The organism is Pseudomonas sp. CVAP#3 (assembly GCF_018986375.1).
Classification (GTDB): domain Bacteria; phylum Pseudomonadota; class Gammaproteobacteria; order Pseudomonadales; family Pseudomonadaceae; genus Aquipseudomonas; species Aquipseudomonas helvetica.
Genome location: NZ_JAHMSC010000005.1, coordinates 14,222 through 37,913, shown reverse-complemented (window position 1 = coordinate 37,913; position 23,692 = coordinate 14,222). Strand labels below are relative to the sequence as shown.

Below are 23,692 nucleotides of genomic sequence, written 5' to 3'. Positions count from 1 at the left end.
ATCGCCCTCGCTTAAATTTCAGCAGCCAGTTTGTTTACCAGCTCCGCGTGCGCGTTTTGATCGATTGTGGCACCCAGGATCTTCTCGGCGCCGCCAACGGCCAGTGCACCCAGTTGGGCACGCAGCGCGTCTTTGACACTGTTCAGTTCCTGTTCGATCTCGGCCTGAGCCTGCAATTTCACACGTTCAGCGTCGACACGGGCTTTATCAACAGCCTCTTCGACGATCTGATTACCGCGCTTCTTGGCTTGCTCAATGATTTCGGCTGCCTGAGCTTTAGCTTCGCGCAGTTGTTGACCCGCTTTATCTTGGGCCAATTCCAGGTCGCGAGCTGCTCGGGCGGCAGCGTCCAGTCCATCCGCGATCTTCTTCTGACGTTCGTGCAAAGCCGCGATGACCGGAGGCCACACGAACTTCATGCAAAACAGTACAAAAATGAAGAACGCAACGGACTGGCCAATCAGGGTTGCATTAATGTTCACGCCAACACCTCGCTCGTTCGTTGTCCATCAGACTTGCTCAACTCGAAAATCCGAGTGATTAGTGAGCGAGTTGACCAACGAAAGGGTTCGCGAAGGTGAAGAACAGAGCGATACCAACGCCGATCATGGTTACGGCGTCGAGCAGACCGGCAACGATGAACATTTTAACTTGCAGCATTGGAACCATTTCTGGCTGACGCGCTGCGCCTTCCAGGAACTTGCCACCCAACAGGCCGAAACCAATTGCGGTACCCAGTGCGCCCAGGCCGATCAACAGTGCAACAGCGATAGCGGTTAGACCAACTACAGTTTCCATCTTTCCTCCCGACTTTTACGTCGTATGGTTTAGGTTTTTTAGATTAAAGCGGTAAAACAAATCGTTTCATCGAGCCCGGTACGGGCCCCCTCTCACCGAAGCGAGAGGGACATCAGACTAGCCGAAGCAGGTCTTAATGGTTCTCTTCGTGCGCCATCGACAGGTAGACGATGGTCAGCATCATGAAGATAAACGCCTGCAGGGTGATGATCAGGATGTGGAACACAGCCCACGCCCACTGCAGAACAATGCCCAGACCGCTAAGCCAGAGCAGGCCGCTGCCGAACATCACGGCGATCAGGATAAACACCAGCTCGCCAGCGTACATGTTGCCGAACAGACGCAGTGCCAGCGAAATTGGCTTGGCAATCAGCGTCACGAACTCCAGCAGGAAGTTCACCGGAATCAGCAGGGCTTGAAGGAAAATGTTCTTGCTGCCGAACGGGTGCAAGGTCAGTTCGCCGATAAAGCCGCCGATGCCCTTGATCTTGATGCTGTAGAAAATGATCAGCGCGAACACCGAGAAGGCCATGGCCAGCGTAGCGTTCGGGTCGGTGGTCGATACGGCGCGGAACGGAATCTCGTGGTTGCCGGAAATGGCCGCGGCCAGTTGCGGGATCCAGTCGACCGGTACCAGGTCGATGGCGTTCATCATGAACACCCAGACGAAGATGGTCAGTGCCAAAGGTGCAACCACCGGGCTACGGCCATGGAAGCTGTCTTTCACGCTGCTGTCGACGAATTCGACCAATACTTCAACGAAGTTCTGCAAGGCACCTGGTACGCCGGAAGTCGCCTTCTTCGCCGCCATGCGGAAAAGAAGAACGAAGATCAGACCCAACGCGACCGACCAGCCGAGGGTATCGACGTGGAAAGCCCAGAAGCCCATTGCCTTGGCTTCTGCTGCGGTGTGGGCAAAGCCCCAGCCGCCGGTAGGTAGCTGACCGAAGGTCAGGTTTTGCAAGTGGTGCTGGATATAGCCCGAAGCGGATTCTGCTGCCATGGTTGCCTCAAACGCCCTAAGGTCTCGAAAGTCTTGTTCTCATCAGCAGGGGAGCGAACCAGCTGACCAGTTGGGTCAGCACGAAGACGCCGAATACAGCTAGCGGCGCCAGTGGCTTCACACCTGCGAACGTCAATGCAAAGAGCACTGCCGTCAAAATCAGTTTGCCCGCCTCGCCGGCATAAAAAGACCGGACAATGGCTTGAGCTGCTCGGGCGCCGGAAAACCGAAATGCCCTGTGAGCGAAATAAACATTGGGAAGCAAGGCTATCAGACCTCCGCAGAGTCCTGAGTATCCGGCTACGACTCCATGCCATCGCCAGAGCGCCGTCGCTGCAAGCAGCAAAACGACAAATTGCGCCAATAACACGGGAAAAACCGCCAAGCGATGGAACGGCAAGCGGTTTGGCGTGCGGGTTTCCATCACTTTTGCTCCTCAAAGGCCGGCTGCCAGAATTCAATAACTTGGCATAATTTGTGCCGACAAAATGCGCGCAGAGTATAGGGGCGGTTCAGCCCCTATTCAACTGTCAGGTAGTGATTTCGAACGTCGCGCTACATGAGGAAATGTTTCAGCGGATATGTGCGAGGACGCCTTGAAGCTCATCAAGGGAGTTGTAGCCAATCACCAACTGCCCTTTGCCCTTCTTCCCGTGGCGGATCTGCACCGCAGAGCCTAGGCGCTCTGCCAGGCGTTGTTCGAGACGAGCGATATCCGGGTCCGGTTTCGAGGGTTCGGCGGGCGCCGGTTTACCACTCAACCACTGGCGAACCAGGGCCTCGGTCTGACGCACGGTGAGGCCACGTGCGACAACATGTCGCGCCCCCTCGACCTGTTGATTTTCCGGCAACCCGAGCAAAGCCCGGGCATGACCCATTTCCAGGTCGCCGTGGGACAGCATGGTCTTGATGACTTCCGGCAATGCAATCAGGCGCAACAAATTGGCCACGGTCACGCGGGATTTGCCCACAGCTTCGGCGACTTGCTGCTGAGTCAGCTGGAATTCCTGCTGCAGACGCTGCAGGGCTACCGCTTCCTCGATCGGATTGAGATCTTCGCGCTGGATGTTCTCGATCAACGCCATGGCGATTGCGGTTTCATCCGGCACATCGCGGACCATCGCCGGGATGGTTTCCTGGCCAGCCTGCTGGCTGGCGCGCCAGCGGCGTTCGCCGGCGATGATTTCAAAGCGGCCGGCACCGATCGGGCGAACCACGATCGGCTGCATCACGCCTTGAGCCTTGATCGACTGCGCCAGTTCTTCCAGCGCCTGTGGGTCCATGTCCCGACGCGGCTGGTACTTGCCGCGCTGGATCAGGTCCAGCGGCAGGTGTTGCAGCTCACGCTGATCGGCCTGCACCGCTTGTTCTTCAAGCAAGCTGACAGTCGGACCACTCAGCAGTGCATCCAGTCCACGTCCGAGACCTCGTTTCTTGACGGCCATGGGGATTCCTTAAGTTGCCTGAGCAGCGGCAATGCGTGAATTTTTGCGCTGACGACGAACCATCTCGCCCGCCAGGGCCAGATAGGCCAGTGCGCCACGGGATTGTTTGTCATAGGCCAACGCCGGCATGCCATAACTTGGAGCTTCGGCCAGACGGATGTTGCGCGGAATCACGGTGTCATACAGTTGCTCGCCGAAGTGTTCCTTGAGCTGTGCCGACACATCGTTCATCAGGCTCAGGCGCGGGTCGTACATAGTCCGCAGCAGGCCTTCGATTTTCAGGTTCGGGTTCAGCAGCTCAGCGATACGCTTGATGTTATCCACAAGGTCGCTCAACCCTTCGAGCGCGAAATACTCGCACTGCATGGGGATAATCACCCCGTCGGAGGCAACCAGAGCATTGAGCGTGAGCATCGACAGCGACGGTGGGCAGTCGATCAAAATGTAATCGTAGTTCTCACGGATCGGCGCCAGAGCGCTGCGCAGACGGCTTTCCTTCATCTGCATTTCCAGTAGAACGACTTCAGCCGCGGTCAAATCGCGGTTGGCCGGCAACAACTGGTAACCACCGTGTTCGGAAAAGTGCATGGCCTGGGCCAGGTCGCATTCGCCGATCAACAGGTCGTAGACCGAGTTTTCCAGACCGTGTTTATCCACACCGCTACCCATGGTGGCGTTGCCCTGTGGATCAAGATCGATCAACAACACCCGGCGCTTGGTCGCGACCAGGGATGCTGCGAGGTTGATACAGGTGGTGGTCTTGCCCACACCACCCTTTTGGTTCGCTATCGCGAATACCTTAGCCATTCTTGCTTGTGTTCCCAATCATGCCGTGCGGCGCAGTATCAGCAGATGGCGTTGGCCTTGGCAACCGGGTACGGCCAGGGCGTGTTCGCTATCGAGGTGGAAGTCTGCCGGCAATGCTACCAGCTCATCCGCGGGATGAACGCCCTTCATTGCCAGCCAACGTGTATCGCTATCGCCCAAGTGGCGAGTCCAGTTGCTGAAGTTCTCCATGCTGCTGAATGCCCGGGAAATGATCCCGTTAAACGGCAATTCAGGCGTGAAGGCTTCGACGCGACTGTGGATAACTTGCAGGTTATCCAGTTTGAGTTCGAGTTTGACCTGAGTCAGGAAGCGGGTTTTCTTGCCATTGCTGTCCAGGCACGTCACTTGCGACTCGGGAAACAGGATCGCCAGTGGAATACCCGGCATGCCGCCGCCGCTGCCAACATCCAGCCAGCGGCCGTTTTCGATGAAGGACATCACGCTCAGGCTGTCGAGCAGGTGCCGCGAAACCATTTCGTCCGGATCACGCACGGCGGTCAGGTTGTAAGCCTTGTTCCATTTGATCAACAGGGCCAGATAACCCAGCAGCTGCGCGTGCTGGGTTTCTGTCAGGTTGACACCGAGCTGGCGAGCACCTGTGGATAACTCTTCGGCGTGTTGCGAGGTGACCATCGAACTCAAGCGCTTTGCTCCAACTGACGGCCCGCGCCGCGTTTTTTCAAATGAATCATCAACAGCGAAATCGCTGCCGGGGTCACGCCCGGGATCCGCGATGCCTGGCCCAGGGTCTCTGGACGGGTCGCGCCGAGCTTGCTCTGGATCTCTTTGGAGAGACCGGAGATGTTTGTGTAATCGATATCCACAGGCAATTTGGTGTCTTCGCTGGCCCGCAGGCGAGCGATTTCATCTTGCTGGCGATCGATGTAACCGGCGTATTTGGTCTTGATTTCAACCTGCTCGGCGACCTGTGGATCTTCTGCACCGGCGCCGGTCACCGAGATCAGACCAGCGTAGTCGATTTCCGGACGGGTCAGCAGATTCAGCAAGTTGTATTCGTGAGTCAGCGGCGTGCCGAACTTTTCGGCAATTGCATCGCCCTGTTCAGTACCGGGGCGAACCCAGGTGCTTTTCAGACGCTGCTCTTCGACTTCGATGCTTTCGCGTTTTTTGCAGAAAGCCGCCCAGCGCACGTCATCCACCAGACCCAGTTCGCGGCCTTTTTCGGTCAAACGCAGATCGGCATTGTCTTCGCGCAGGATCAAACGGTATTCGGCGCGGGACGTGAACATCCGATACGGTTCCTGAGTACCCAGGGTAATCAGGTCGTCGACCAATACGCCGATGTACGCCTCGTCGCGACGCGGGCACCAGCTGTCTTTGCCTTGGGCACGCAATGCAGCGTTGGCCCCGGCCAGCAAACCTTGGGCACCGGCTTCTTCGTAACCGGTGGTGCCGTTGATTTGCCCGGCGAAGAACAACCCGGCGATGACTTTGGTTTCCAGGCTGTACTTCAGGTCACGCGGATCGAAGTAGTCGTACTCGATGGCGTAGCCCGGGCGAACGATATGGGCGTTTTCCATGCCGCGAATCGATTGCACGATCTGCAATTGCACGTCGAACGGCAAGGATGTGGATATCCCGTTCGGGTACAGCTCATGGGTGGTCAAACCTTCTGGCTCGATGAAGACCTGATGGCTTTCCTTGTCGGCAAAGCGATGGATCTTGTCTTCGATCGACGGGCAATAACGCGGGCCAATACCTTCGATCACCCCGGAGTACATTGGCGAACGGTCGAGGTTCGAGGCAATGATCTCGTGAGTACGGGCGTTGGTATGGGTAATCCAGCAGCTGACCTGCGCTGGATGCTGTTCTTTGGAACCCAGGAACGACATCACCGGAATCGGTGTATCGCCGGGTTGCTCGGTCATCACCGAGAAATCCACAGAACGGCCATCGATACGCGGTGGCGTACCGGTTTTCAGCCGGCCCACGCGCAAAGGCAGTTCACGCAGACGATGTGCCAGTGCGATCGATGGCGGATCACCGGCGCGACCGCCGGAAAAATTCTGCAAACCGATGTGGATAAGTCCGCCGAGGAAGGTGCCAGTGGTCAACACCACGGAATCTGCGAAGAACCGCAGGCCCATTTGGGTGACAACACCACGCACTTGTTCCTGTTCGACGATCAGGTCGTCGGCCGCCTGTTGAAATATCCACAGGTTCGGCTGGTTCTCGAGAATCTCGCGCACAGCGGCCTTGTACAGAACGCGGTCGGCCTGGGCGCGAGTAGCGCGCACGGCTGGGCCTTTGCGGCTGTTCAAGACGCGAAACTGAATACCACCTTTATCGGTGGCCATGGCCATCGCGCCGCCAAGGGCATCGATTTCCTTGACCAGATGGCTCTTGCCTATCCCGCCAATCGCGGGGTTGCAGCTCATTGCTCCGAGGGTTTCCACGTTATGCGTCAGCAACAGGGTTTTTGCCCCCATACGTGCTGATGCAAGTGCTGCCTCGGTACCGGCATGACCGCCGCCGATGACGATCACTTCAAAACGGGAAGGGAAATCCACCACGCACCTCGTGCCTGCTTCAGTTAGGTAATCAGGAATAGTTTGAGCTCAGGTTTTTGGACCTGGGCGGCAAGTATAGGGACTTCGCCCTTTCTAAAGAACCCTTTGCACAAAATTTAACCAGCTGTGGAGAAGTCGGGGTAATAGAAATTAAAAAGAGAGAAATTTATTAAATCTTTGTTTTTATGTTTATTTCTATAGAGCACAATTTCTGTGGATAGATCTATACAGGCCTTTATTTTCAATGTGTACAGAGGAATGAAAGCCTGTGGTCATGTACCAAGGAGGCCCTTGGATAACCGGTGTAAGCCTGTGGATGAATGGGGTGGTTATCCACAGAGGTGGTTTTCCTCAGTTTTGAAGCCCTGTTATCAACTGTGCTCAGTGGCAGTTATTCACAGGGCTTAATCCACAGAAAGGCGCTGAATGGGGCAAATTCCGCCCACGGAAAAACCACCGAAGCGGTCGATACCGCTCGGCAATGCGAAAAATTTGAGAGATACACGGACTTGTGGGAGCTGGCTTGCCTGCGAATTAAGCAACACGGTGTGTCAGACACGCCGCCTCGCGAGCAAGCTCGGCTCCTACGGAGGGAGAGGTGAGGTTATTTACCGATACAGAAGCTGGAAAAGATCCTGCCCAACAGGTCGTCGGAGCTGAATTCGCCGGTAATTTCACCCAAGGACTGCTGTGCCTGACGCAAATCTTCAGCCAGCAGTTCTCCGGCACCGGCCAAGGTCAGCTGCGCACGACCATGTTCGAGTGAGGCACTGGCATGGCGCAGGGCTTCCAGGTGACGCCGGCGGGCGCTGAAGCTGCTTTCCGAGGTTTGCTCATAGCCCATGCAGGCCTTGAGATGGTCACGCAGCAGTTCCAGGCCTTCGCCAGCAGACCTGGCGCTCAAGCTGATGGTCACGTGGCCATCTTCACTGACTTCCAGCGCTATCGCTTCCCCGGTCAGGTCTGCCTTGTTGCGAATCAAGGTCACTTTGGCCGGATCCGGGCGTTGCTCGAGGAATTCAGGCCACAAGGCAAAAGGATCAAGCGCTTCAGGCGCAGTGGCATCGACCACCAGCAACACCCGATCTGCCTCGCTGATGGCTTTCAATGCCCGTTCCACACCGATTTTCTCGACCTGGTCTTCGGTGTCGCGCAAACCAGCGGTGTCGACCACATGCAGCGGCATACCATCGATGTGGATATGTTCGCGCAGGATATCCCGGGTCGTGCCGGCAATCTCGGTAACAATCGCGGCTTCACGGCCAGCCAATGCATTGAGCAGGCTGGATTTGCCGGCGTTAGGGCGACCGGCAATCACCACGGTCATGCCATCACGAAGCAATGCGCCCTGCCCGGCTTCACGCAACACGGTGGATAACTCATCGCGCACCGCATCGAGCATCTTCAGCACGTGGCCATCGGCAAGGAAGTCGATTTCTTCTTCAGGGAAGTCGATTGCCGCCTCAACGTAGATCCGCAATGCAATCAATTGCTCGGTGAGGTTATGCACTCGTTGCGAAAATGCGCCTTGCAACGAGCGCAAAGCGTTACGAGCAGCCTGTGCAGAGCTTGCCTCAATGAGGTCGGCGATGGCTTCGGCCTGGGCCAGGTCGAGTTTGTCGTTGAGGAATGCGCGTTCGCTGAATTCCCCCGGCCGGGCCAGTCGGCAACCCAATTGCAGGCAGCGCTGCAGCAACATATCCAGAACGATTGGACCGCCATGGCCCTGGAGTTCCAGCACATCTTCGCCGGTGAACGAATTCGGTCCAGGGAAATACAAGGCGATGCCTTCGTCCAGCACTTCCTCGGTTTCACTGAGAAACGGGCCGTAATGGGCGAACCGCGGTTTCAGTTCGCGACCGCTGATGGCTTTCGCCGCAACACTCGCCAGCGGACCGGAAATACGGACGATACCGACACCGCCACGGCCTTGAGCAGTGGCGACGGCGGCAATGGTTTCACGAGGAGTGCTCATGATTCGATATCCAGATAAAAATGACGGATAGCAAAACGCCCCACTAGGGGGCGTTTTGAGTGGTTATCCACAGAGTAAGTTATGCGGCGGCTTTTTTGGTAGCCGCTTCAATCTTACGTGTGATGTACCACTGTTGGGTGATGGACAGGCAGTTGTTCACAACCCAGTACAGCACCAGACCCGCCGGGAACCACAGGAAGAAGAAGGTGAAGATGATTGGCATCAGCTTCATCACCTTGGCCTGCATCGGATCCGGAGGAGTTGGGTTCAGCTGCTGCTGGATGAACATGGTTGCGCCCATGATGATCGGCAGAATGAAGAACGGATCCTTGATCGACAGGTCAGTAATCCACAGCATGAACGGTGCCTGGCGCATTTCCACGCTTTCCAGGAGTACCCAGTACAGCGAAAGGAATACCGGCATCTGCACGAGGATTGGCAAGCAACCACCCAGCGGATTGATCTTCTCTTTCTTGTACAGCTCCATCATGGATTGCGACATTTTCTGCCGGTCATCGCCATGTTGTTCTTTCAGAGCAGCCAGTTTCGGTGCCACTGCACGCATGCGCGCCATGGATTTGTAGCTGGCAGCCGACAGCGGGAAGAAGATCCCCTTGATCAGCATGGTCAGGAAGATGATCGACCAGCCCCAGTTACCAACGATCGCGTGGATATGTTGCAACAGCCAGAAGATCGGCTGGGCGATGAACCACAGAATGCCGTAGTCGACCGTCAGTTCCAGACCTGGGGATAACTCTTTCAGTATCGCCTGGCTTTTCGGACCTGCGTACAACGTAGCGCTGGTTTCAGCCTTGGCACCTGGCGCAACGGACAATACCGGGCCAGTGAAACCGATGATGTAGTTGCCTTGGCTGTCTTTGCGAGTCTGCACCACGTTGCTGTCGTTCTTGGCTGGAATCCAGGCAGTCACGAAGTAGTGTTGCAGCCAGGCGACCCAGCCACCGTTAACAGTTTCTTTCAACGACGCCTTGTCGATATCTTTCATCGACACTTTTTTGTACGGCTCTGCACTTGTCCACAGGGCAGCGCCCAGGTAAGTCGCAGTACCGGTTGCGGTAGTCGAAGAAGGATCGGCACTTGCATCGCGCTTGAGCTGGGCAAACAGGTTGCCCGTCCAGGCTTTATCGCTGGTGTTGTCGATCAGATAAGTGACTTTCAGATCGTACAGACCGCGAGTAAAGCTGAAGCGCTTGATGTAATTGACGCCAGCGTCGCTGAATTTCAGGTCAACGTTGAGCTGGTTCTGGCCATCAGCCAGTTGATAAGTCTTCTGTTCGGTCGAGTAAACCGGACGACCGGTAGCGCGAGCATCCGGACCGTTGGTACCGGTCAGGCCGCTTTGGGCCAGGTAAGTACGTTCGCCACCGTTATCAAACAGCTGGAACGGAATTTCCGGATGGTCCTGACGACGTGGATACAGCGGCAGCATCAGCTGGGCGATATCACCACCTTGAGGATCGATAGCCAGTTCGAGCACATCCGTTTTGACGTGGATGAGATCTTTATTGGTGACTACCGGCGTTGCGGCAGGGGCACTGATATCGGTATTCGCGCTGGGTACATCGGCACTGGCGGCAGCATTGTTACCAAGTGGCGTATCCGGAATAGCCGGGGCAGCCTGATTGGAAGCAACATTCTGAGTCGGCAAGGCAGCCTGACCATAGTCCTGGTTCCATTTCAGAACCATAACGTAGGACACGATTGCCAGGGCGACGATCAGGATCGTGCGTTTAATATCCATGATTACTCGGCCATCGAAGAAGAACGGGAGGTAGGGATAGATGGAACCGGGTCATAACCACCGGGATTCCACGGATGACAGCGACCTAAACGACGAAAGGTCAGCCAGCCACCGCGCAGAAGGCCATGATTTTCTATGGCTTCATACGCGTAGCAGGAACAACTGGGGTAGAAACGACAGTGGCTGGCCATCAAAGGACTAATGGCATAGCGATAAAACTGGATCGGAACGAGCGCCAGTTTACGCATCAGTGCTGTCTACCCCTACAGTTTCGGTTTTGACTGCTGGTACCGGCGTGCTGCGTGCCAGACGTTTCCAGAGTTTGCCGAAATGCTGAATCAATTCGGGGTTTTCTACATCTCCCAAACCTTTGCGCGCGACGATAACGATATCCCAGCCAACCAGAGAATCCTGGTGGAGGCGAAATGATTCGCGCATCAAACGCTTGAGGCGATTGCGCTCAACGGAGAGCTTCACACTCTTTTTCCCGATAACCAGCCCTAGACGGGGGTGATCGAGATCGTTGGTGCGTGCAAGGAGCAGGAGATTTTTCCCCGGAACCTTGCCGGTAGGGGAGTCAAAGACTGCCTTGAAATGCCGGGGGGTAAGCAAACGCTTTTCCCGACTGAAGTCCTGACTCACCTCCAGTACCGGATTATCAAACTGCCAGACGCGCACGACCTTTGGCGCGACGACGCGACAGGACGGCACGGCCGTTCTTGGTAGCCATGCGAGCACGGAAACCGTGGGTACGAGCGCGTTTGATAGTGCTTGGTTGGAAAGTACGTTTCATGTCGTGTTACCTGGTTCGTCCACAACGGGCCGGAATGGCCCCCGTTTTAAGAGACCGGGGATTCTAGAGAAAGCAAGCCTCTAGGTCAATTTCCAACCAACGTTTCCTTTAAATGGATATCCGCAGGGTTCGTCCTTGAAAGGTGGACAGCTAGATATAAAAATAAAGAAGGGAATTATTTAAAGCTTTTCTGTAAAGCTTATAAAAGCTAGACCCGCCATCCTCTGTGGATAACTACCTTTAGCCCTTCTATTCCGTGCTGTACAGAGAATGACAACTACAGTGGAAAACGGTGTTCAGCCTGTGCTGCACTGTCGGATAAGCTGTGTGTGGAATGGGTGGTTATCCACAGGCAGGTTATCCACCGGGTTTGCCCCCCACTTGTACAATGAGCTTAAGTGGGTTTATCCACAGGGCTTATGCACAGACCATTGGTCGTCTTTTTTACGCATAAAGCGTTGATTCTTCGACACCCGTGAGCAAGCTACGTGTGGATAAGTCGGCGTCTGGTCGCTACAATGGCCGCTTGTTTTTGCCTCACCGGCTTTCAACTTAGGGGATATCCGTGTCAGTGGAACTTTGGCAGCAGTGCGTGGAGCTTTTGCGCGATGAGCTGCCTGCCCAACAATTCAACACTTGGATCCGTCCACTACAGGTCGAAGCCGAAGGCGACGAGTTGCGTGTCTACGCACCGAATCGTTTTGTTCTCGACTGGGTCAACGAAAAGTACCTGAGCCGCGTGCTCGAGTTGCTGGATGAGCACGGCAATGGCATGGCGCCGGCGCTTTCCTTATTAATAGGCAGCAAACGCAGTTCAGCACCTCGTGCTGCGCCGAATGCACCGTTGGCCGCAGCGGCGTCTCAAGCCCAGGCCGCGGCTGCACCCGTCAGTGCACCTGCACCTGCCACGTCGACCAAGCGAGCAACACAAAAAACCGCCGAGGTCAGCGAAGAACCGTCTCGCGACAGCTTCGACCCAATGGCCGGCGCCAGCTCGCAACAGGCCCCGGTACGTGCAGAACAACGCACCGTGCAGGTCGAAGGCGCGCTCAAGCACACCAGTTACCTGAACCGCACCTTTACCTTCGAGAATTTTGTCGAAGGCAAGTCCAACCAACTGGCCCGTGCGGCAGCCTGGCAGGTCGCGGACAATCCCAAGCACGGTTACAACCCGCTGTTCCTGTATGGCGGCGTTGGCTTGGGTAAAACCCACTTGATGCACGCTGTGGGTAACCACCTATTAAAGAAGAACCCGAATGCCAAGGTCGTGTACCTGCATTCCGAGCGCTTCGTGGCCGACATGGTCAAGGCGTTGCAGCTGAATGCGATCAACGAGTTCAAACGCTTCTACCGTTCGGTCGATGCGCTGCTTATCGATGACATTCAGTTTTTTGCCCGCAAGGAACGTTCCCAGGAAGAGTTCTTCCACACGTTCAACGCCCTGCTTGAAGGTGGCCAACAGGTCATCCTCACCAGTGACCGTTATCCGAAAGAAATCGAAGGCCTTGAAGAGCGCTTGAAGTCGCGCTTTGGCTGGGGCCTGACGGTCGCCGTCGAGCCGCCGGAGCTGGAAACCCGCGTCGCGATTCTGATGAAGAAAGCCGACCAGGCCAAAGTCGACCTGCCGCACGATGCTGCGTTCTTTATCGCCCAGCGTATTCGTTCCAACGTCCGTGAACTCGAAGGCGCGCTCAAACGCGTAATCGCCCACTCGCACTTCATGGGCCGCGATATCACCATCGAGTTGATTCGCGAATCCTTGAAGGATCTGTTGGCGCTTCAGGACAAACTGGTCTCTGTGGATAACATTCAGCGCACGGTCGCCGAGTACTACAAGATCAAGATTTCGGATTTGCTGTCCAAGCGCCGTTCGCGTTCGGTCGCACGTCCACGGCAAGTGGCCATGGCGCTGTCCAAGGAACTGACCAACCACAGCTTGCCGGAAATCGGTGACGTGTTTGGCGGTCGCGACCACACCACGGTTTTGCACGCATGCCGCAAGATCAACGAACTTAAGGAATCCGACGCGGACATCCGCGAGGACTACAAGAACCTGCTGCGTACACTGACCACTTGATGAACACCAGCGCAGCTTATTAAGGCAAGGGACTAGACCATGCATTTCACCATTCAACGCGAAGCCCTGTTGAAACCCCTGCAACTGGTCGCAGGCGTCGTCGAGCGCCGACAGACCTTGCCGGTGCTTTCCAACGTGCTGCTGGTTGTCGAAGGCCAGCAGTTGTCGCTGACCGGTACCGACCTGGAAGTCGAGCTGGTCGGGCGTGTGCAACTCGAAGAGCCGGCCGAGCCGGGCGAAATCACTGTCCCGGCGCGTAAGCTGATGGACATCTGCAAGAGCCTGCCGAACGACGCGCTGATCGACATCAAGGTCGATGAGCAGAAGCTCGTCGTGAAAGCCGGTCGTAGCCGCTTCACCCTGTCGACGTTGCCGGCCAACGACTTCCCGACGGTGGAAGAAGGCCCGGGCTCGCTGACGTGCACTCTTGCGCAGAGCAAGCTGCGTCGCTTGATCGAGCGCACCAGCTTCGCCATGGCTCAGCAGGACGTTCGCTACTACCTCAACGGCATGTTGCTGGAAGTCTCCGCCGGCATCATCCGCGCCGTGGCCACCGACGGTCACCGTCTGGCCATGTGCTCGATGCAGGCCGACATCGGTCAGCCGGATCGTCACCAGGTGATCGTTCCACGTAAAGGTATTCTGGAACTGGCGCGCTTGCTGACCGAGCCGGAGGGCAATGTCAGCATCGTTCTGGGCCAGCACCACATTCGCGCCACCACTGGCGAGTTCACCTTTACCTCGAAACTGGTCGACGGCAAATTCCCCGACTACGAGCGTGTTCTGCCCAAGGGTGGCGACAAGCTGGTACTGGGTGATCGTCAGGCACTGCGTGAAGCATTCAGCCGTACCGCGATTCTGTCCAACGAGAAGTACCGCGGCATTCGCCTGCAACTGGCCAACGGTCAGCTGAAGATCCAGGCGAACAACCCGGAACAGGAAGAGGCGGAAGAAGAAGTCGGCGTTGAGTACAACGGGGGCTCGCTGGAAATCGGCTTCAACGTGAGCTATCTGCTCGACGTGCTGGGCGTGATGACTACTGAGCAAGTGCGTTTGATCCTGTCTGACTCCAACAGCAGTGCGTTGGTGCAAGAGTCCGACAACGACGACTCGGCTTACGTTGTCATGCCGATGCGCCTGTAAACATGTTCAGCAGACGCTAGATGTCCCTCAGTCGTGTCTCGGTCACCGCGGTGCGCAATCTGCACCCGGTGACCTTCTCCCCCTCCCCCCGCATCAATATCCTGTACGGCGCCAACGGCAGCGGCAAAACCAGTGTTCTGGAAGCCATTCATCTGCTGGGGCTCGCCCGTTCATTTCGCAGTACCCGTCTTTTACCGGTTATCCAGTACGAGCAGTTAGCGTGCACGGTGTTTGGCCAGGTGGAATTAGCCGAGGGCGGGCACAGCGCATTGGGGATATCCCGGGACCGCCAAGGGGAGTTTCAGATTCGCATCGACGGGCAGAACGCCCGCAGTGCTGCGCAACTGGCAGAAATCCTGCCGCTGCAATTGATCAACCCCGACAGCTTCCGCCTGTTGGAAGGCGCACCGAAAATTCGCCGACAGTTTCTCGATTGGGGCGTGTTCCACGTGGAACCACGTTTCATGTCCACCTGGCAGCGCTTGCAGAAGGCCCTGCGCCAGAGAAACTCTTGGCTGCGGCATGGTACACTTGACGCCGTTTCGCAAGCGGTTTGGGACAGAGAATTGTGCCAGGCCAGCGCTGAAATTGATGAATACCGCCGCGCTTATATCAAAGCCTTGAAACCAGTCTTTGAACAGACCTTGAGCGAACTCGTCGAACTCGAGGGCTTAACGCTTAGCTATTACCGGGGTTGGGACAAAGAGCGAGAGCTGAGTGCAGTGCTCGCCGCGTCCGTTCACCGGGATCAGCAAATGGGGCATACCCAGGCCGGACCACAACGCGCTGATTTGCGTCTTAGATTGGGCGCACACAATGCCGCGGACATCTTGTCTCGTGGTCAGCAGAAGTTGGTGGTCTGTGCATTGCGGATTGCCCAAGGGCATTTGGTCAGCCAGGCCCGGCGCGGCCAATGTATTTATCTGGTGGATGACTTGCCGTCCGAGCTGGATGAGCAGCACCGCCGCGCGCTTTGCCGCTTGCTGGAAGACTTACGCTGCCAGGTTTTTATCACCTGTGTAGATCACGAATTATTGAGGGAAGGCTGGCAGACGGAAACGCCAGTCGCCCTGTTCCACGTGGAACAGGGCCGTATCACCCAGACCCACGACCATCGGGAGTGAAGGCATGAGCGAAGAAAATACGTACGACTCAACGAGCATTAAAGTGCTGAAAGGCCTGGATGCCGTACGCAAACGTCCCGGTATGTACATTGGTGACACCGACGATGGCAGCGGTCTGCACCACATGGTGTTCGAGGTGGTCGATAACTCGATCGACGAAGCTTTGGCTGGTCATTGCGACGACATCAGTATCATCATCCACCCGGACGAATCCATCACCGTGCGCGACAACGGTCGTGGCATCCCGGTAGACGTGCATAAAGAAGAAGGCGTCTCGGCGGCCGAGGTCATCATGACCGTGCTGCACGCCGGCGGTAAATTCGATGACAACTCCTACAAAGTATCTGGCGGTCTGCACGGTGTAGGTGTGTCGGTTGTAAACGCCCTGTCCGAAGAGTTGATCCTGACCGTTCGCCGCAGCGGCAAAATCTGGGAACAGACTTACGTCCACGGTGTTCCGCAAGAGCCGATGAAAATCGTTGGCGAAAGCGGGTCCACCGGTACGCAGATCCACTTCAAGCCCTCGGCTGAAACCTTCAAGAACATCCACTTCAGCTGGGACATTCTGGCCAAGCGGATTCGTGAACTGTCCTTCCTCAACTCCGGTGTTGGCATCGTCCTCAAGGACGAGCGCAGCGGCAAGGAAGAGCTGTTCAAGTACGAAGGCGGTCTGCGTGCATTCGTTGAATACCTGAACACCAACAAGACTCCGGTCAACCAGGTGTTCCACTTCAACGTCCAGCGTGAAGACGGCATCGGCGTGGAAATCGCTCTGCAGTGGAACGACAGCTTCAACGAGAACCTGTTGTGCTTCACCAACAACATTCCGCAGCGCGATGGCGGTACTCACCTGGTGGGTTTCCGTTCGGCACTGACGCGTAACCTGAATACCTACATCGAAGCGGAAGGCCTGGCGAAGAAGCACAAAGTCGCCACCACCGGTGACGATGCCCGTGAAGGCCTGACCGCGATCATTTCGGTCAAGGTGCCGGATCCAAAGTTCAGCTCCCAGACCAAAGACAAGCTGGTTTCTTCCGAAGTGAAGACCGCGGTCGAACAGGAAATGGGCAAGTACTTCTCCGACTTCCTGCTGGAAAACCCGAACGAAGCCAAGCTGGTTGTCGGCAAGATGATCGATGCGGCCCGTGCTCGTGAAGCAGCGCGTAAAGCTCGTGAGATGACCCGTCGTAAAGGCGCGCTGGATATCGCCGGCCTGCCCGGAAAACTGGCGGACTGCCAGGAAAAAGACCCTGCCCTGTCCGAACTGTACCTCGTGGAAGGTGACTCTGCTGGCGGCTCCGCCAAGCAGGGACGTAACCGCAAGACCCAGGCGATTCTGCCCCTCAAGGGCAAGATCCTGAACGTCGAGAAGGCGCGTTTCGACAAGATGATCTCTTCGCAAGAAGTCGGCACCTTGATCACCGCGCTGGGCTGCGGCATCGGCCGCGACGAGTACAACATCGACAAGCTGCGTTATCACAACATCATCATCATGACCGATGCTGACGTCGACGGTTCGCACATCCGTACCCTGCTGCTGACCTTCTTCTTCCGTCAGTTGCCGGAGCTGATCGAGCGTGGCTACATCTACATCGCTCAGCCGCCGTTGTACAAAGTGAAGAAAGGCAAGCAAGAGCAATACATCAAAGACGACGACGCCATGGAAGAGTACATGACGCAGTCGGCCCTGGAAGATGCGAGCCTGCACTTGAACGAGGAAGCACCGGGTATCTCCGGCGAAGCCCTCGAGCGTCTGGTGAATGATTTCCGTCTGGTAATGAAGACCCTCAAGCGTCTGTCGCGCCTGTACCCACAGGAACTGACCGAGCACTTCATCTACCTGCCAGCGGTGAGCATGGACCAACTGTCCGATCACGCAGCGATGCAGAACTGGTTGGCCCAGTACGAAGTTCGCCTGCGCACTGTCGAGAAATCCGGCCTGGTCTACAAAGCCAGCCTGCGTGAAGACCGTGAACGTAACGTCTGGCTGCCAGAGGTCGAACTGATCTCCCACGGCCTGTCGAACTACGTCACCTTCAACCGCGACTTCTTCGGCAGCAACGACTACAAGACCGTCGTCTCCCTGGGCGCTCAACTGAGCACCTTGCTGGACGAAGGCGCTTACATTCAGCGCGGCGAGCGCAAGAAAGCCGTCACCGAGTTCAAGGAAGCTCTTGAATGGTTGATGGCCGAAAGCACCAAGCGTCACACCATCCAGCGATACAAAGGTCTGGGTGAGATGAACCCGGATCAGCTGTGGGAAACCACCATGGACCCAGGCTCGCGCCGGATGCTCAAAGTGACCATCGAAGACGCTATTGGCGCGGACCAGATCTTCAACACCCTGATGGGTGATGCGGTCGAACCACGCCGAGACTTCATCGAAAGCAACGCGTTGGCAGTCTCTAACCTGGACTTCTGATCCGTTGTTGGTTCACACAGTAGTTGCTCATTTACACCCATAAATGAGTCCGGCTCCCTCCTGAGAGGTGAGCCAGAAAAAAGGCCAGCGCACCGCGCTGGCTTTTTTTTTTGCATTTTTTTTGAACATCGAGGCTCGACTATCCTTAGAGATCCTGTACTGAAAGCTTCCTTTTGGCTTCAGCAATAGTGAACTGGCGAGACTGAATCGTGTCTATGAAACTAGGGACGACTCAGTAATTACATGGCCGGCGGTACTGATCAAATCAACCGGGCCAGCCCTTAAAGCGTTCAGTAGGAATCAAACATGTCTAAGAAGCTTGCTGCTGTTTTGTTGTCCGCCGTTGTGGGTATGGTTGCCGGTAATGCAATGGCTGCTGATGGCCAGTGGAAAAAAGATCACCCGCGTCGAGCCGAGGTAAATACTCGTCTGGCCAACCAGAACAAGCGAATCCATAACGAAGTCAAAGAGGGTGAAATGACCAAGGGACAGGCGGCCAATCTGCATAAGGAAGACCGCCAGATTCGTCAGGAAGAACGGGACATGGCTAGCCAGAATAAAGGGCACATCACCAAGCAGGAACAAAAGAGCCTTAACCAGCAAGAAAATGCGGTAAGCCACCAGATTGGCGGCTAGGTTCAATTTTCTTCTACCGAATGGGTGTCTGTTTTGAGACTGCACCCGGTACAACCTGCAAAACTGAAAAAGGCCAACGCTCAGCGTTGGCCTTTTTTTGCTCACGAGAAACCTGTGAAAATTTACTCGCTCGCAGCCGCGACACTTTCCAGTCGATACCCATACCCGTAGATCGTCAGCAACTGCCAACCCCGATCGGCCGTCAGCCCCAGCTTGTTGCGCAGGCGGTAGATATGCGTATCCAGTGGCCGTGAAGACACCATCTCTTCATGGGTCCAGAAACGCTCGTAGAGATATTCCCGCGACAGCGGCCGGCCCAGGTTGGCAAACAGGCAGCGGGCCAGACGGTATTCCCGTTCGGTCAGGCTGATGGGTTTTCCAGCGCGGGTCACTGTCAGTTCGGCGTCATCGAAGTTCAGATCGTTGAAACTCAGCACTTCGCTGGCAGCATTGCGCTGCAAGCCGTGTCGGCGCAGTACGGCACTGACACGGGCCTGGAGCTCGTTGGGACGGAACGGTTTGCTGACGTAATCGTCGGCGCCGGCGTTCAACGCCTGGACGATGTCACTCTCGGCATCGCGGCTGGTGAGCATGATGGCGGCGGGAGGTGCCTCCATATGCTCACGGGTCCAGCGCAGCAGCGATAGACCGCTGAGATCAGGCAGCTGCCAGTCGAGTATCAACAGATCGAAGGTCTCGCGTCGAAGCTGGCGTAGCAGGTCTTCGCCGCGCTCGAAGCTGTGCAAGGTCCACGCTTGCTCTCCGGCTCCGGGAATCTGTCGCAGTGTCTGTTCCACCCGGCGTAGCTCGGCGGGTTCGTCATCCAGTATTGCGACACGCATGCGGGGCGTTCCTTCATCTCGTAGAGTGCGATGGGTAAAAAATCCTATGTGCGGAGTTTAGGCTGATTGTCTGAATCTGAACAATTGTGGTGAATTGCTCCAGGTTCCTTGCGTCTGGGTAGGCTGATATCAATTGGCCGGCAATCGGCAGATATCAGCTCGAAGACTCGAGGACGCAACGATGAGGAACAGTCGGAATGTTCGTGCACTGATCGTGAAGGTGACCAGGGACAAGGCGCTGGCACGCTGCCTGTCGTTGGCATTTTTGGCTTATGTAGGAGTTGCTTCGCAGACTGTGAGTTCAAGCAGCGAAGCACCGAATGAACATGTGACACAGCGCTATTTCAGTCCAGCGGTGGTGAATGTGGCGTTTAGTGACTCACGGGGCTTTGCACCGGTGAGCACTCCTGCGGACGGCGAGCAACCGGTGCCACTGCGGCTTCCTGAAGAGCAGCAGCGCTGGGTGTTCTAACGCGGACTCGGGCAATTCTGAACAAATGTGGAGAATTGCCTCATCGAACGTCGGGGTCGGTAAATTCTCAAGCGTTGAGTGGCACAGGAGCATTCGGAAGTGCTCCGACACAGGGAGTGTCATCGCCAACCTGGCGGGACCGCCGATCGCCGGTTCGCTTGCGGTCTGCAGTTCAGGGGAAAAAAAGGAGTGCCGTCTCACATTGTAAAACCGGATTGATACTGACTCGGTTCCGACACACGGATGTGTCACCTCCTCCCCTCTTCGATTTGTTTGCCTTCATGGATATCCGCGACTGCTTTTGTAATGGATGTGGGCGTTATGCATAGACGTGGGCTATCTGCCGCAGAGCCCTGTCGGGTAAGGTGCGTAAGGCTGATGAATCAGATGATCGGCCAGATTCTAATAAAAGCCTGAAAAGCGAATCCAATGAGCCAAATGACTTTTTTGCATTGTCGCCACCTGGGCACCTGCCTGTTTCTGGTCATTGGCCTTGTGAGTCCGTTGACCCAGAGCGCATCCGCAGCGTTCTACAGCTCAAAGCGCTTGCCGTATATCGATGACAACCAGCAATGCCGTGGACAACCCCTGCCCGCCACTGTCGAACACCTGACGGGTGAAGCCTGGAAGCTCGATCGAAAGGGCAATCAGGTGGCGCTCGAAGAAGGGATGACGGTTGACGAGCAGGAAAGCGTGAAGACCTCCCCTTCGGCGTTTGTCAGCCTGTCGCTGGGCGATGGATCACGCATCGTTCTGCCGTCCAGTTCGCAGGTCACGTTGCGTTTGAACGAAGAGCTCGTTGTCCCTCAGGTGATTCTTGAGCAAGGTCAGGTCGAGTCGTATGTGATCAAGCGCGCCAGCGACTATGATCGTTTTCAGATTGTGACGCCGGTCGGTGTGCTCGGGGTCCGAGGCACCCACTTTCGGGTGAGAAACAACGACAATGGGCAATCGCTGATCGAAGTGCTGAATGGCCAGGTGGCGGTCGATCGTGGTGAAAACCTTGACGCGCCAGCGAAAAAACGCACGGGCAAACCACTCGCGAAAAAAGCCGAAAAACCGGTAGATGAAGTGCAGGTCATGGCTCGCCAGGGGTTACGCATTCAGAAGGAAGGCAAGCTGACGCCGAGCGAGCTGTTGCCGGCACCGCAGTTGTTGGGGCAGACCGGTCAAACTGGCCCTGCACCGGTCTGGCAGTTGATCATGAAACCCTTGAACGGGGCCACGCGCTACCGGGCGCAAGTGGCGACCGACACAGACTTCCTGAACATCAAGCAGGAACAGTTTTCCAGCACGCCAGAGATCAACTTCAGTGGATTGAAGGCATTTTTCTACCATGTTCGACTCTCTGCGTACGACGCGCAGGGGCTTGAGGGAGAAACCGGGGTATATGACATCTTCTATTACCCCAGGATCACGCGTGTCCAATAGCGACTCGGTTATTTGCCGATGAAGCACAGGCCAAGGAAGGAAGGTCGCGAGCCGACTCAGGCCCAGCGGCTGTTTCATCGGATGGTCCGGGAATGGCTGTGGGTCAGTCTGATCCTGCTGCCGTTGACGGCGATTCTGTCCTTGAGCCATGGGCTGACGCTGAGCAATCTGCTGTACGACAACCTGCGTCGATTGAGCCCGCTCCCGGTCGACCCACGAATTCTCATCGTCACTATCGACGATTACAGCCTGCAGCAACTCGGTCAGTGGCCCTGGTCACGAACCTTGCATGCCGACCTGCTGGATCGGCTTACCGATGCGAAGGCCAAGGGCGTACTGTTCGACGTCATTTTCAGTGAGCCCGACAAACTTCCCGACAACGACCTGCGACTGGCACAAGCGATGTGCCGGGCCGGTAACGTGTTCGTGCCTTTGCTGCGCGAAGGGGTTGCGCGTTATGGGCAGCCGCTGGGTGAAATCGAACCTGTTGCGCCGTTGAGTCAATGCGCCAAAGGCATCGGACATATCAACGCCGAGGCGGATGCCGATGGCATCGTGCGCAGCGTATACCTGCGTGAAGGCCCTGAGCGCGACCCGAGAGCGCAATTGGCCTGGCTGCTCTACGAGATGACCACAAACGGCCCGGATACCCTGCCCGGCTCGCCATTGTCACTGACGGTTCAAGGCTGGCAACGAACCAACGGCATTCGAATTCCCTTTATCAGCGCGAATGCAGGTTTCCCCAGTGTTCCCTACGTCAGCGTGCTGCGCGGCGAAGTCCCGCCCGAGTTGTTGCGTGATCGTTTGATCCTGATTGGCTCCACGGCGCCTGGGCTGGGCGACCGCTATGTGACACCGCAATCGGAGAGTATTGGCACAACACCGGGCATCGAGATTCAAGCCAACATCCTCAACGGTCTGCTGCAACAGCGCAGTATCGTGGTGCTCGCCGATGGCTGGGGGGGTGGGTTGTCGACGGTCATCGTCGCGTTGCTGCTGGCCTTGCTGCTGTTCCGTCCACGGCGCGCCTTGTGGTTGACCCTGGGATGCATGGTGATGGCCCTGCTCACCTCGGCTCTGTTGCTTCGAGCGGGTTGCTGGTGGTCGCCCGCAGCCAGTTTGCTCGGAATGCTGCTGGGTTACCTGATCTGGAGCTGGCGACGCCTGAGCGCGGTGCTCGCCTACTTCGGCTGGGAATTGGCCCGGCTTGATAGTGAGCCGAAAGTGTTTCCAGAGCGCCGCCGCACGCCGTCACCGGCCGGCGATGTATTGCAGGGGCAGATCGTCGCGCTGGAACAGGCGATGAGCCGGACGCGCGATACCCGACGCTTCATCGCCGACGGTCTGGAATACCTGCCGGTGGCGACGCTGATCAGCGATCCGAACGGACGGATCCTGCTGGCCAACCGCAATGCGCGGGGGCTGTTTGCCAGCGATCTGGTCGGCGAAGACCTGCTGCGACGGCTCTCGGAGATTGGTTATCCGGGGCTGCTCGAGCAGGGAAGTCCTGTGTTGTCGACGCTTGAGACCAACGAGTTTCGCGATACCCAAGGGCGAAGTTTGCGTATGGACCTGGCGCCATTGCTGCCGGCTGAAGGCGGAACGGCGATTGGCTGGTTGCTTAGCCTGACGGACCTGAGCGTCGAGCGCGATGCCGAGGAACAGCGCGCGGTGCTGTTGCGGTTTCTTTCCCATGACCTGCGTGCGCCGCACTCGGCGATTCTGGCCTTGCTCGACGTTCAGCATTACCAAGGCACGGGCGATACGCAGTTGTTCAGCCAGATCGAGTTGCAAGTGCGCAAAGCCTTGAGTCTGACCGAGGCCTTTGTGCAGCTGGCCAAAGCCGAGTCCGAGGCTTACCAGTTCGAACCGAGCATGTTCGCGATGCTGGTGCTCGATGCGTTCGATCAAGCGATGAGTACCGCGCAGCTCAAGCAGATCGAGTTGCTGCATGATCTGGATATCGATGCGGAAGGCATGGTCCTGGCCGACCAGTCGTTGCTGACCCGGGCGCTGTTCAACCTGTTGGAAAACGCCATCAAGTACAGCCCGGCAGGTTCGCAGGTCCGCGTGCGGGTGAGTTGCGCACAGGGCTGGCTGACCTGCGAGATCACTGACCAGGGCAAAGGAATTACGGCCGAGGAGCTGCCTGAGCTGTTCAGCCAGTACCGGCGCTTTGCATCGTCTCAAGGCAGTGACGGATTGGGTCTGGGGTTGTCCATGGTCAAAGCCGTGGTGGATCGACACGGTGGACGGATATTCTGTGAAAGCCGGATCGGGAAAGGCACGACCTTCAGCGTTCAACTGCCGTTGCTGGAAGGGTGAAGGACTTTTAAACAGGCATAAAAACCGGCGCAAATAGCCGGTTTTTTTTGCGTCGTGAAAACTTATGCACCTTTTTCGGCGTTTT

At 56.6% G+C, this 23,692-nt stretch carries 22 protein-coding genes; 8 read left to right on the top strand and 14 right to left on the bottom strand.

Going from position 1 to position 23,692, the window contains the following annotated elements:
- Nucleotides 1-11 precede the first annotated feature (11 nt).
- The 13 genes from KRR23_RS10795 to rpmH form a co-directional block, all read right to left on the bottom strand.
- Entirely contained in the window at nt 12-482 is a 471-nt protein-coding gene (locus KRR23_RS10795; RefSeq protein ID WP_054594855.1) for a F0F1 ATP synthase subunit B, read from the bottom strand.
- A 58-nt stretch (nt 483-540) separates the two neighbouring features.
- A complete protein-coding gene (atpE, locus tag KRR23_RS10790) occupies nt 541-798 on the bottom strand; it encodes a F0F1 ATP synthase subunit C (protein WP_019694395.1) in 258 nt (85 codons plus the stop codon).
- A gap of 133 nt (nt 799-931) precedes the next feature.
- Complete coding sequence (atpB, locus tag KRR23_RS10785) at nt 932-1,801, bottom strand: F0F1 ATP synthase subunit A (RefSeq protein ID WP_123427106.1); 870 nt, start codon at nt 1,799-1,801, stop codon at nt 932-934.
- A 16-nt stretch (nt 1,802-1,817) separates the two neighbouring features.
- Nucleotides 1,818-2,225 carry a F0F1 ATP synthase subunit I gene (locus KRR23_RS10780; RefSeq protein ID WP_054594857.1) on the bottom strand — a complete coding sequence of 136 codons (408 nt, stop codon included), beginning with the start codon at nt 2,223-2,225 and terminating at the stop codon, nt 1,818-1,820.
- Between the two features lie 148 nt (nt 2,226-2,373).
- The gene (locus tag KRR23_RS10775) at nt 2,374-3,246 is read right to left on the bottom strand and encodes a ParB/RepB/Spo0J family partition protein (protein ID WP_216742486.1); all 873 of its coding nucleotides are present in this window, start codon (nt 3,244-3,246) and stop codon (nt 2,374-2,376) included.
- 9 nt (nt 3,247-3,255) lie between these two features.
- Nucleotides 3,256-4,053 carry a ParA family protein gene (locus tag KRR23_RS10770; protein ID WP_019694399.1) on the bottom strand — a complete coding sequence of 266 codons (798 nt, stop codon included), beginning with the start codon at nt 4,051-4,053 and terminating at the stop codon, nt 3,256-3,258.
- Between the two features lie 18 nt (nt 4,054-4,071).
- Nucleotides 4,072-4,707, bottom strand: a complete 636-nt coding sequence (rsmG, locus tag KRR23_RS10765; protein WP_185015445.1) for a 16S rRNA (guanine(527)-N(7))-methyltransferase RsmG — start codon at nt 4,705-4,707, stop codon at nt 4,072-4,074.
- A 5-nt stretch (nt 4,708-4,712) separates the two neighbouring features.
- The gene (gene mnmG, locus KRR23_RS10760) at nt 4,713-6,605 is read right to left on the bottom strand and encodes a tRNA uridine-5-carboxymethylaminomethyl(34) synthesis enzyme MnmG (RefSeq protein ID WP_216742485.1); all 1,893 of its coding nucleotides are present in this window, start codon (nt 6,603-6,605) and stop codon (nt 4,713-4,715) included.
- Nucleotides 6,606-7,209: 604 nt separating this feature from the next.
- Nucleotides 7,210-8,580 carry a tRNA uridine-5-carboxymethylaminomethyl(34) synthesis GTPase MnmE gene (mnmE, locus tag KRR23_RS10755; RefSeq protein WP_216742484.1) on the bottom strand — a complete coding sequence of 457 codons (1,371 nt, stop codon included), beginning with the start codon at nt 8,578-8,580 and terminating at the stop codon, nt 7,210-7,212.
- Between the two features lie 79 nt (nt 8,581-8,659).
- Nucleotides 8,660-10,342, bottom strand: coding sequence for a membrane protein insertase YidC (yidC, locus tag KRR23_RS10750; RefSeq protein WP_216742483.1), 1,683 nt, complete (start codon nt 10,340-10,342; stop codon nt 8,660-8,662).
- Nucleotides 10,343-10,344: 2 nt separating this feature from the next.
- Nucleotides 10,345-10,590: a membrane protein insertion efficiency factor YidD gene (gene yidD / locus KRR23_RS10745; RefSeq protein WP_052966011.1), complete on the bottom strand. Its 246-nt coding sequence runs from the start codon at nt 10,588-10,590 to the stop codon at nt 10,345-10,347.
- Nucleotides 10,583-10,984, bottom strand: coding sequence for a ribonuclease P protein component (rnpA, locus tag KRR23_RS10740; RefSeq protein ID WP_031319651.1), 402 nt, complete (start codon nt 10,982-10,984; stop codon nt 10,583-10,585). Before rnpA ends, yidD begins: the two co-directional genes overlap by 8 nt.
- A gap of 16 nt (nt 10,985-11,000) precedes the next feature.
- A complete protein-coding gene (gene rpmH, locus KRR23_RS10735) occupies nt 11,001-11,135 on the bottom strand; it encodes a 50S ribosomal protein L34 (protein ID WP_003213577.1) in 135 nt (44 codons plus the stop codon).
- Between the two features lie 565 nt (nt 11,136-11,700).
- Between rpmH and dnaA the strand changes: the two genes are divergently transcribed.
- The 5 genes from dnaA (at nt 11,701) to KRR23_RS10710 (ending at nt 18,537) form a co-directional block, all read left to right on the top strand.
- Nucleotides 11,701-13,212, top strand: coding sequence for a chromosomal replication initiator protein DnaA (gene dnaA / locus KRR23_RS10730; protein WP_216742482.1), 1,512 nt, complete (start codon nt 11,701-11,703; stop codon nt 13,210-13,212).
- A gap of 39 nt (nt 13,213-13,251) precedes the next feature.
- Nucleotides 13,252-14,355 (top strand): DNA polymerase III subunit beta, encoded by a 1,104-nt coding sequence (gene dnaN, locus KRR23_RS10725; protein WP_123427090.1) that lies wholly within the window; start codon nt 13,252-13,254, stop codon nt 14,353-14,355.
- A 20-nt stretch (nt 14,356-14,375) separates the two neighbouring features.
- Entirely contained in the window at nt 14,376-15,479 is a 1,104-nt protein-coding gene (gene recF / locus KRR23_RS10720) for a DNA replication/repair protein RecF (protein ID WP_019694407.1), read from the top strand.
- Nucleotides 15,480-15,483: 4 nt separating this feature from the next.
- Nucleotides 15,484-17,901, top strand: a complete 2,418-nt coding sequence (gene gyrB, locus KRR23_RS10715) for a DNA topoisomerase (ATP-hydrolyzing) subunit B (RefSeq protein WP_019694408.1) — start codon at nt 15,484-15,486, stop codon at nt 17,899-17,901.
- 306 nt (nt 17,902-18,207) lie between these two features.
- On the top strand, nt 18,208-18,537 hold the full coding sequence (locus KRR23_RS10710) for a hypothetical protein (protein ID WP_216742481.1): 330 nt from the start codon (nt 18,208-18,210) through the stop codon (nt 18,535-18,537).
- A 122-nt stretch (nt 18,538-18,659) separates the two neighbouring features.
- Here the strand turns inward: KRR23_RS10710 and KRR23_RS10705 are convergent, their stop codons facing one another.
- Nucleotides 18,660-19,379 carry a response regulator transcription factor gene (locus KRR23_RS10705; protein WP_216742480.1) on the bottom strand — a complete coding sequence of 240 codons (720 nt, stop codon included), beginning with the start codon at nt 19,377-19,379 and terminating at the stop codon, nt 18,660-18,662.
- Nucleotides 19,380-19,560: 181 nt separating this feature from the next.
- Here KRR23_RS10705 and KRR23_RS10700 point away from each other — a divergent pair, with 181 nt between their 5' ends.
- The 3 genes from KRR23_RS10700 to KRR23_RS10690 all read left to right on the top strand — a co-directional run bounded on the left by KRR23_RS10700 (nt 19,561) and on the right by KRR23_RS10690 (nt 23,607).
- Nucleotides 19,561-19,851, top strand: a complete 291-nt coding sequence (locus KRR23_RS10700) for a hypothetical protein (RefSeq protein WP_216742479.1) — start codon at nt 19,561-19,563, stop codon at nt 19,849-19,851.
- 429 nt (nt 19,852-20,280) lie between these two features.
- The gene (locus tag KRR23_RS10695; protein ID WP_216742478.1) at nt 20,281-21,282 is read left to right on the top strand and encodes a FecR domain-containing protein; all 1,002 of its coding nucleotides are present in this window, start codon (nt 20,281-20,283) and stop codon (nt 21,280-21,282) included.
- Nucleotides 21,283-21,300: 18 nt separating this feature from the next.
- Nucleotides 21,301-23,607 (top strand): CHASE2 domain-containing protein, encoded by a 2,307-nt coding sequence (locus tag KRR23_RS10690; RefSeq protein WP_216742477.1) that lies wholly within the window; start codon nt 21,301-21,303, stop codon nt 23,605-23,607.
- Nucleotides 23,608-23,692: the final 85 nt, after the last annotated feature.

What these genes read in the sequence shown, in the direction of transcription:
- atpE (WP_019694395.1), bottom strand. Translation starts at nt 798, where the DNA reads ATGGAAACTGTAGTTGGTCTAACCGCTATCGCTGTTGCACTGTTGATC.
- atpB (WP_123427106.1), bottom strand. Translation starts at nt 1,801, where the DNA reads ATGGCAGCAGAATCCGCTTCGGGCTATATCCAGCACCACTTGCAAAAC.
- KRR23_RS10780 (WP_054594857.1), bottom strand. Translation starts at nt 2,225, where the DNA reads ATGGAAACCCGCACGCCAAACCGCTTGCCGTTCCATCGCTTGGCGGTT.
- KRR23_RS10775 (WP_216742486.1), bottom strand. Translation starts at nt 3,246, where the DNA reads ATGGCCGTCAAGAAACGAGGTCTCGGACGTGGACTGGATGCACTGCTG.
- KRR23_RS10770 (WP_019694399.1), bottom strand. Translation starts at nt 4,053, where the DNA reads ATGGCTAAGGTATTCGCGATAGCGAACCAAAAGGGTGGTGTGGGCAAG.
- rsmG (WP_185015445.1), bottom strand. Translation starts at nt 4,707, where the DNA reads ATGGTCACCTCGCAACACGCCGAAGAGTTATCCACAGGTGCTCGCCAG.
- mnmE (WP_216742484.1), bottom strand. Translation starts at nt 8,580, where the DNA reads ATGAGCACTCCTCGTGAAACCATTGCCGCCGTCGCCACTGCTCAAGGC.
- yidC (WP_216742483.1), bottom strand. Translation starts at nt 10,342, where the DNA reads ATGGATATTAAACGCACGATCCTGATCGTCGCCCTGGCAATCGTGTCC.
- yidD (WP_052966011.1), bottom strand. Translation starts at nt 10,590, where the DNA reads ATGCGTAAACTGGCGCTCGTTCCGATCCAGTTTTATCGCTATGCCATT.
- rpmH (WP_003213577.1), bottom strand. Translation starts at nt 11,135, where the DNA reads ATGAAACGTACTTTCCAACCAAGCACTATCAAACGCGCTCGTACCCAC.
- dnaN (WP_123427090.1), top strand. Translation starts at nt 13,252, where the DNA reads ATGCATTTCACCATTCAACGCGAAGCCCTGTTGAAACCCCTGCAACTG.
- recF (WP_019694407.1), top strand. Translation starts at nt 14,376, where the DNA reads ATGTCCCTCAGTCGTGTCTCGGTCACCGCGGTGCGCAATCTGCACCCG.
- gyrB (WP_019694408.1), top strand. Translation starts at nt 15,484, where the DNA reads ATGAGCGAAGAAAATACGTACGACTCAACGAGCATTAAAGTGCTGAAA.
- KRR23_RS10710 (WP_216742481.1), top strand. Translation starts at nt 18,208, where the DNA reads ATGTCTAAGAAGCTTGCTGCTGTTTTGTTGTCCGCCGTTGTGGGTATG.
- KRR23_RS10705 (WP_216742480.1), bottom strand. Translation starts at nt 19,379, where the DNA reads ATGCGTGTCGCAATACTGGATGACGAACCCGCCGAGCTACGCCGGGTG.
- KRR23_RS10700 (WP_216742479.1), top strand. Translation starts at nt 19,561, where the DNA reads ATGAGGAACAGTCGGAATGTTCGTGCACTGATCGTGAAGGTGACCAGG.
- KRR23_RS10695 (WP_216742478.1), top strand. Translation starts at nt 20,281, where the DNA reads ATGAGCCAAATGACTTTTTTGCATTGTCGCCACCTGGGCACCTGCCTG.
- KRR23_RS10690 (WP_216742477.1), top strand. Translation starts at nt 21,301, where the DNA reads ATGAAGCACAGGCCAAGGAAGGAAGGTCGCGAGCCGACTCAGGCCCAG.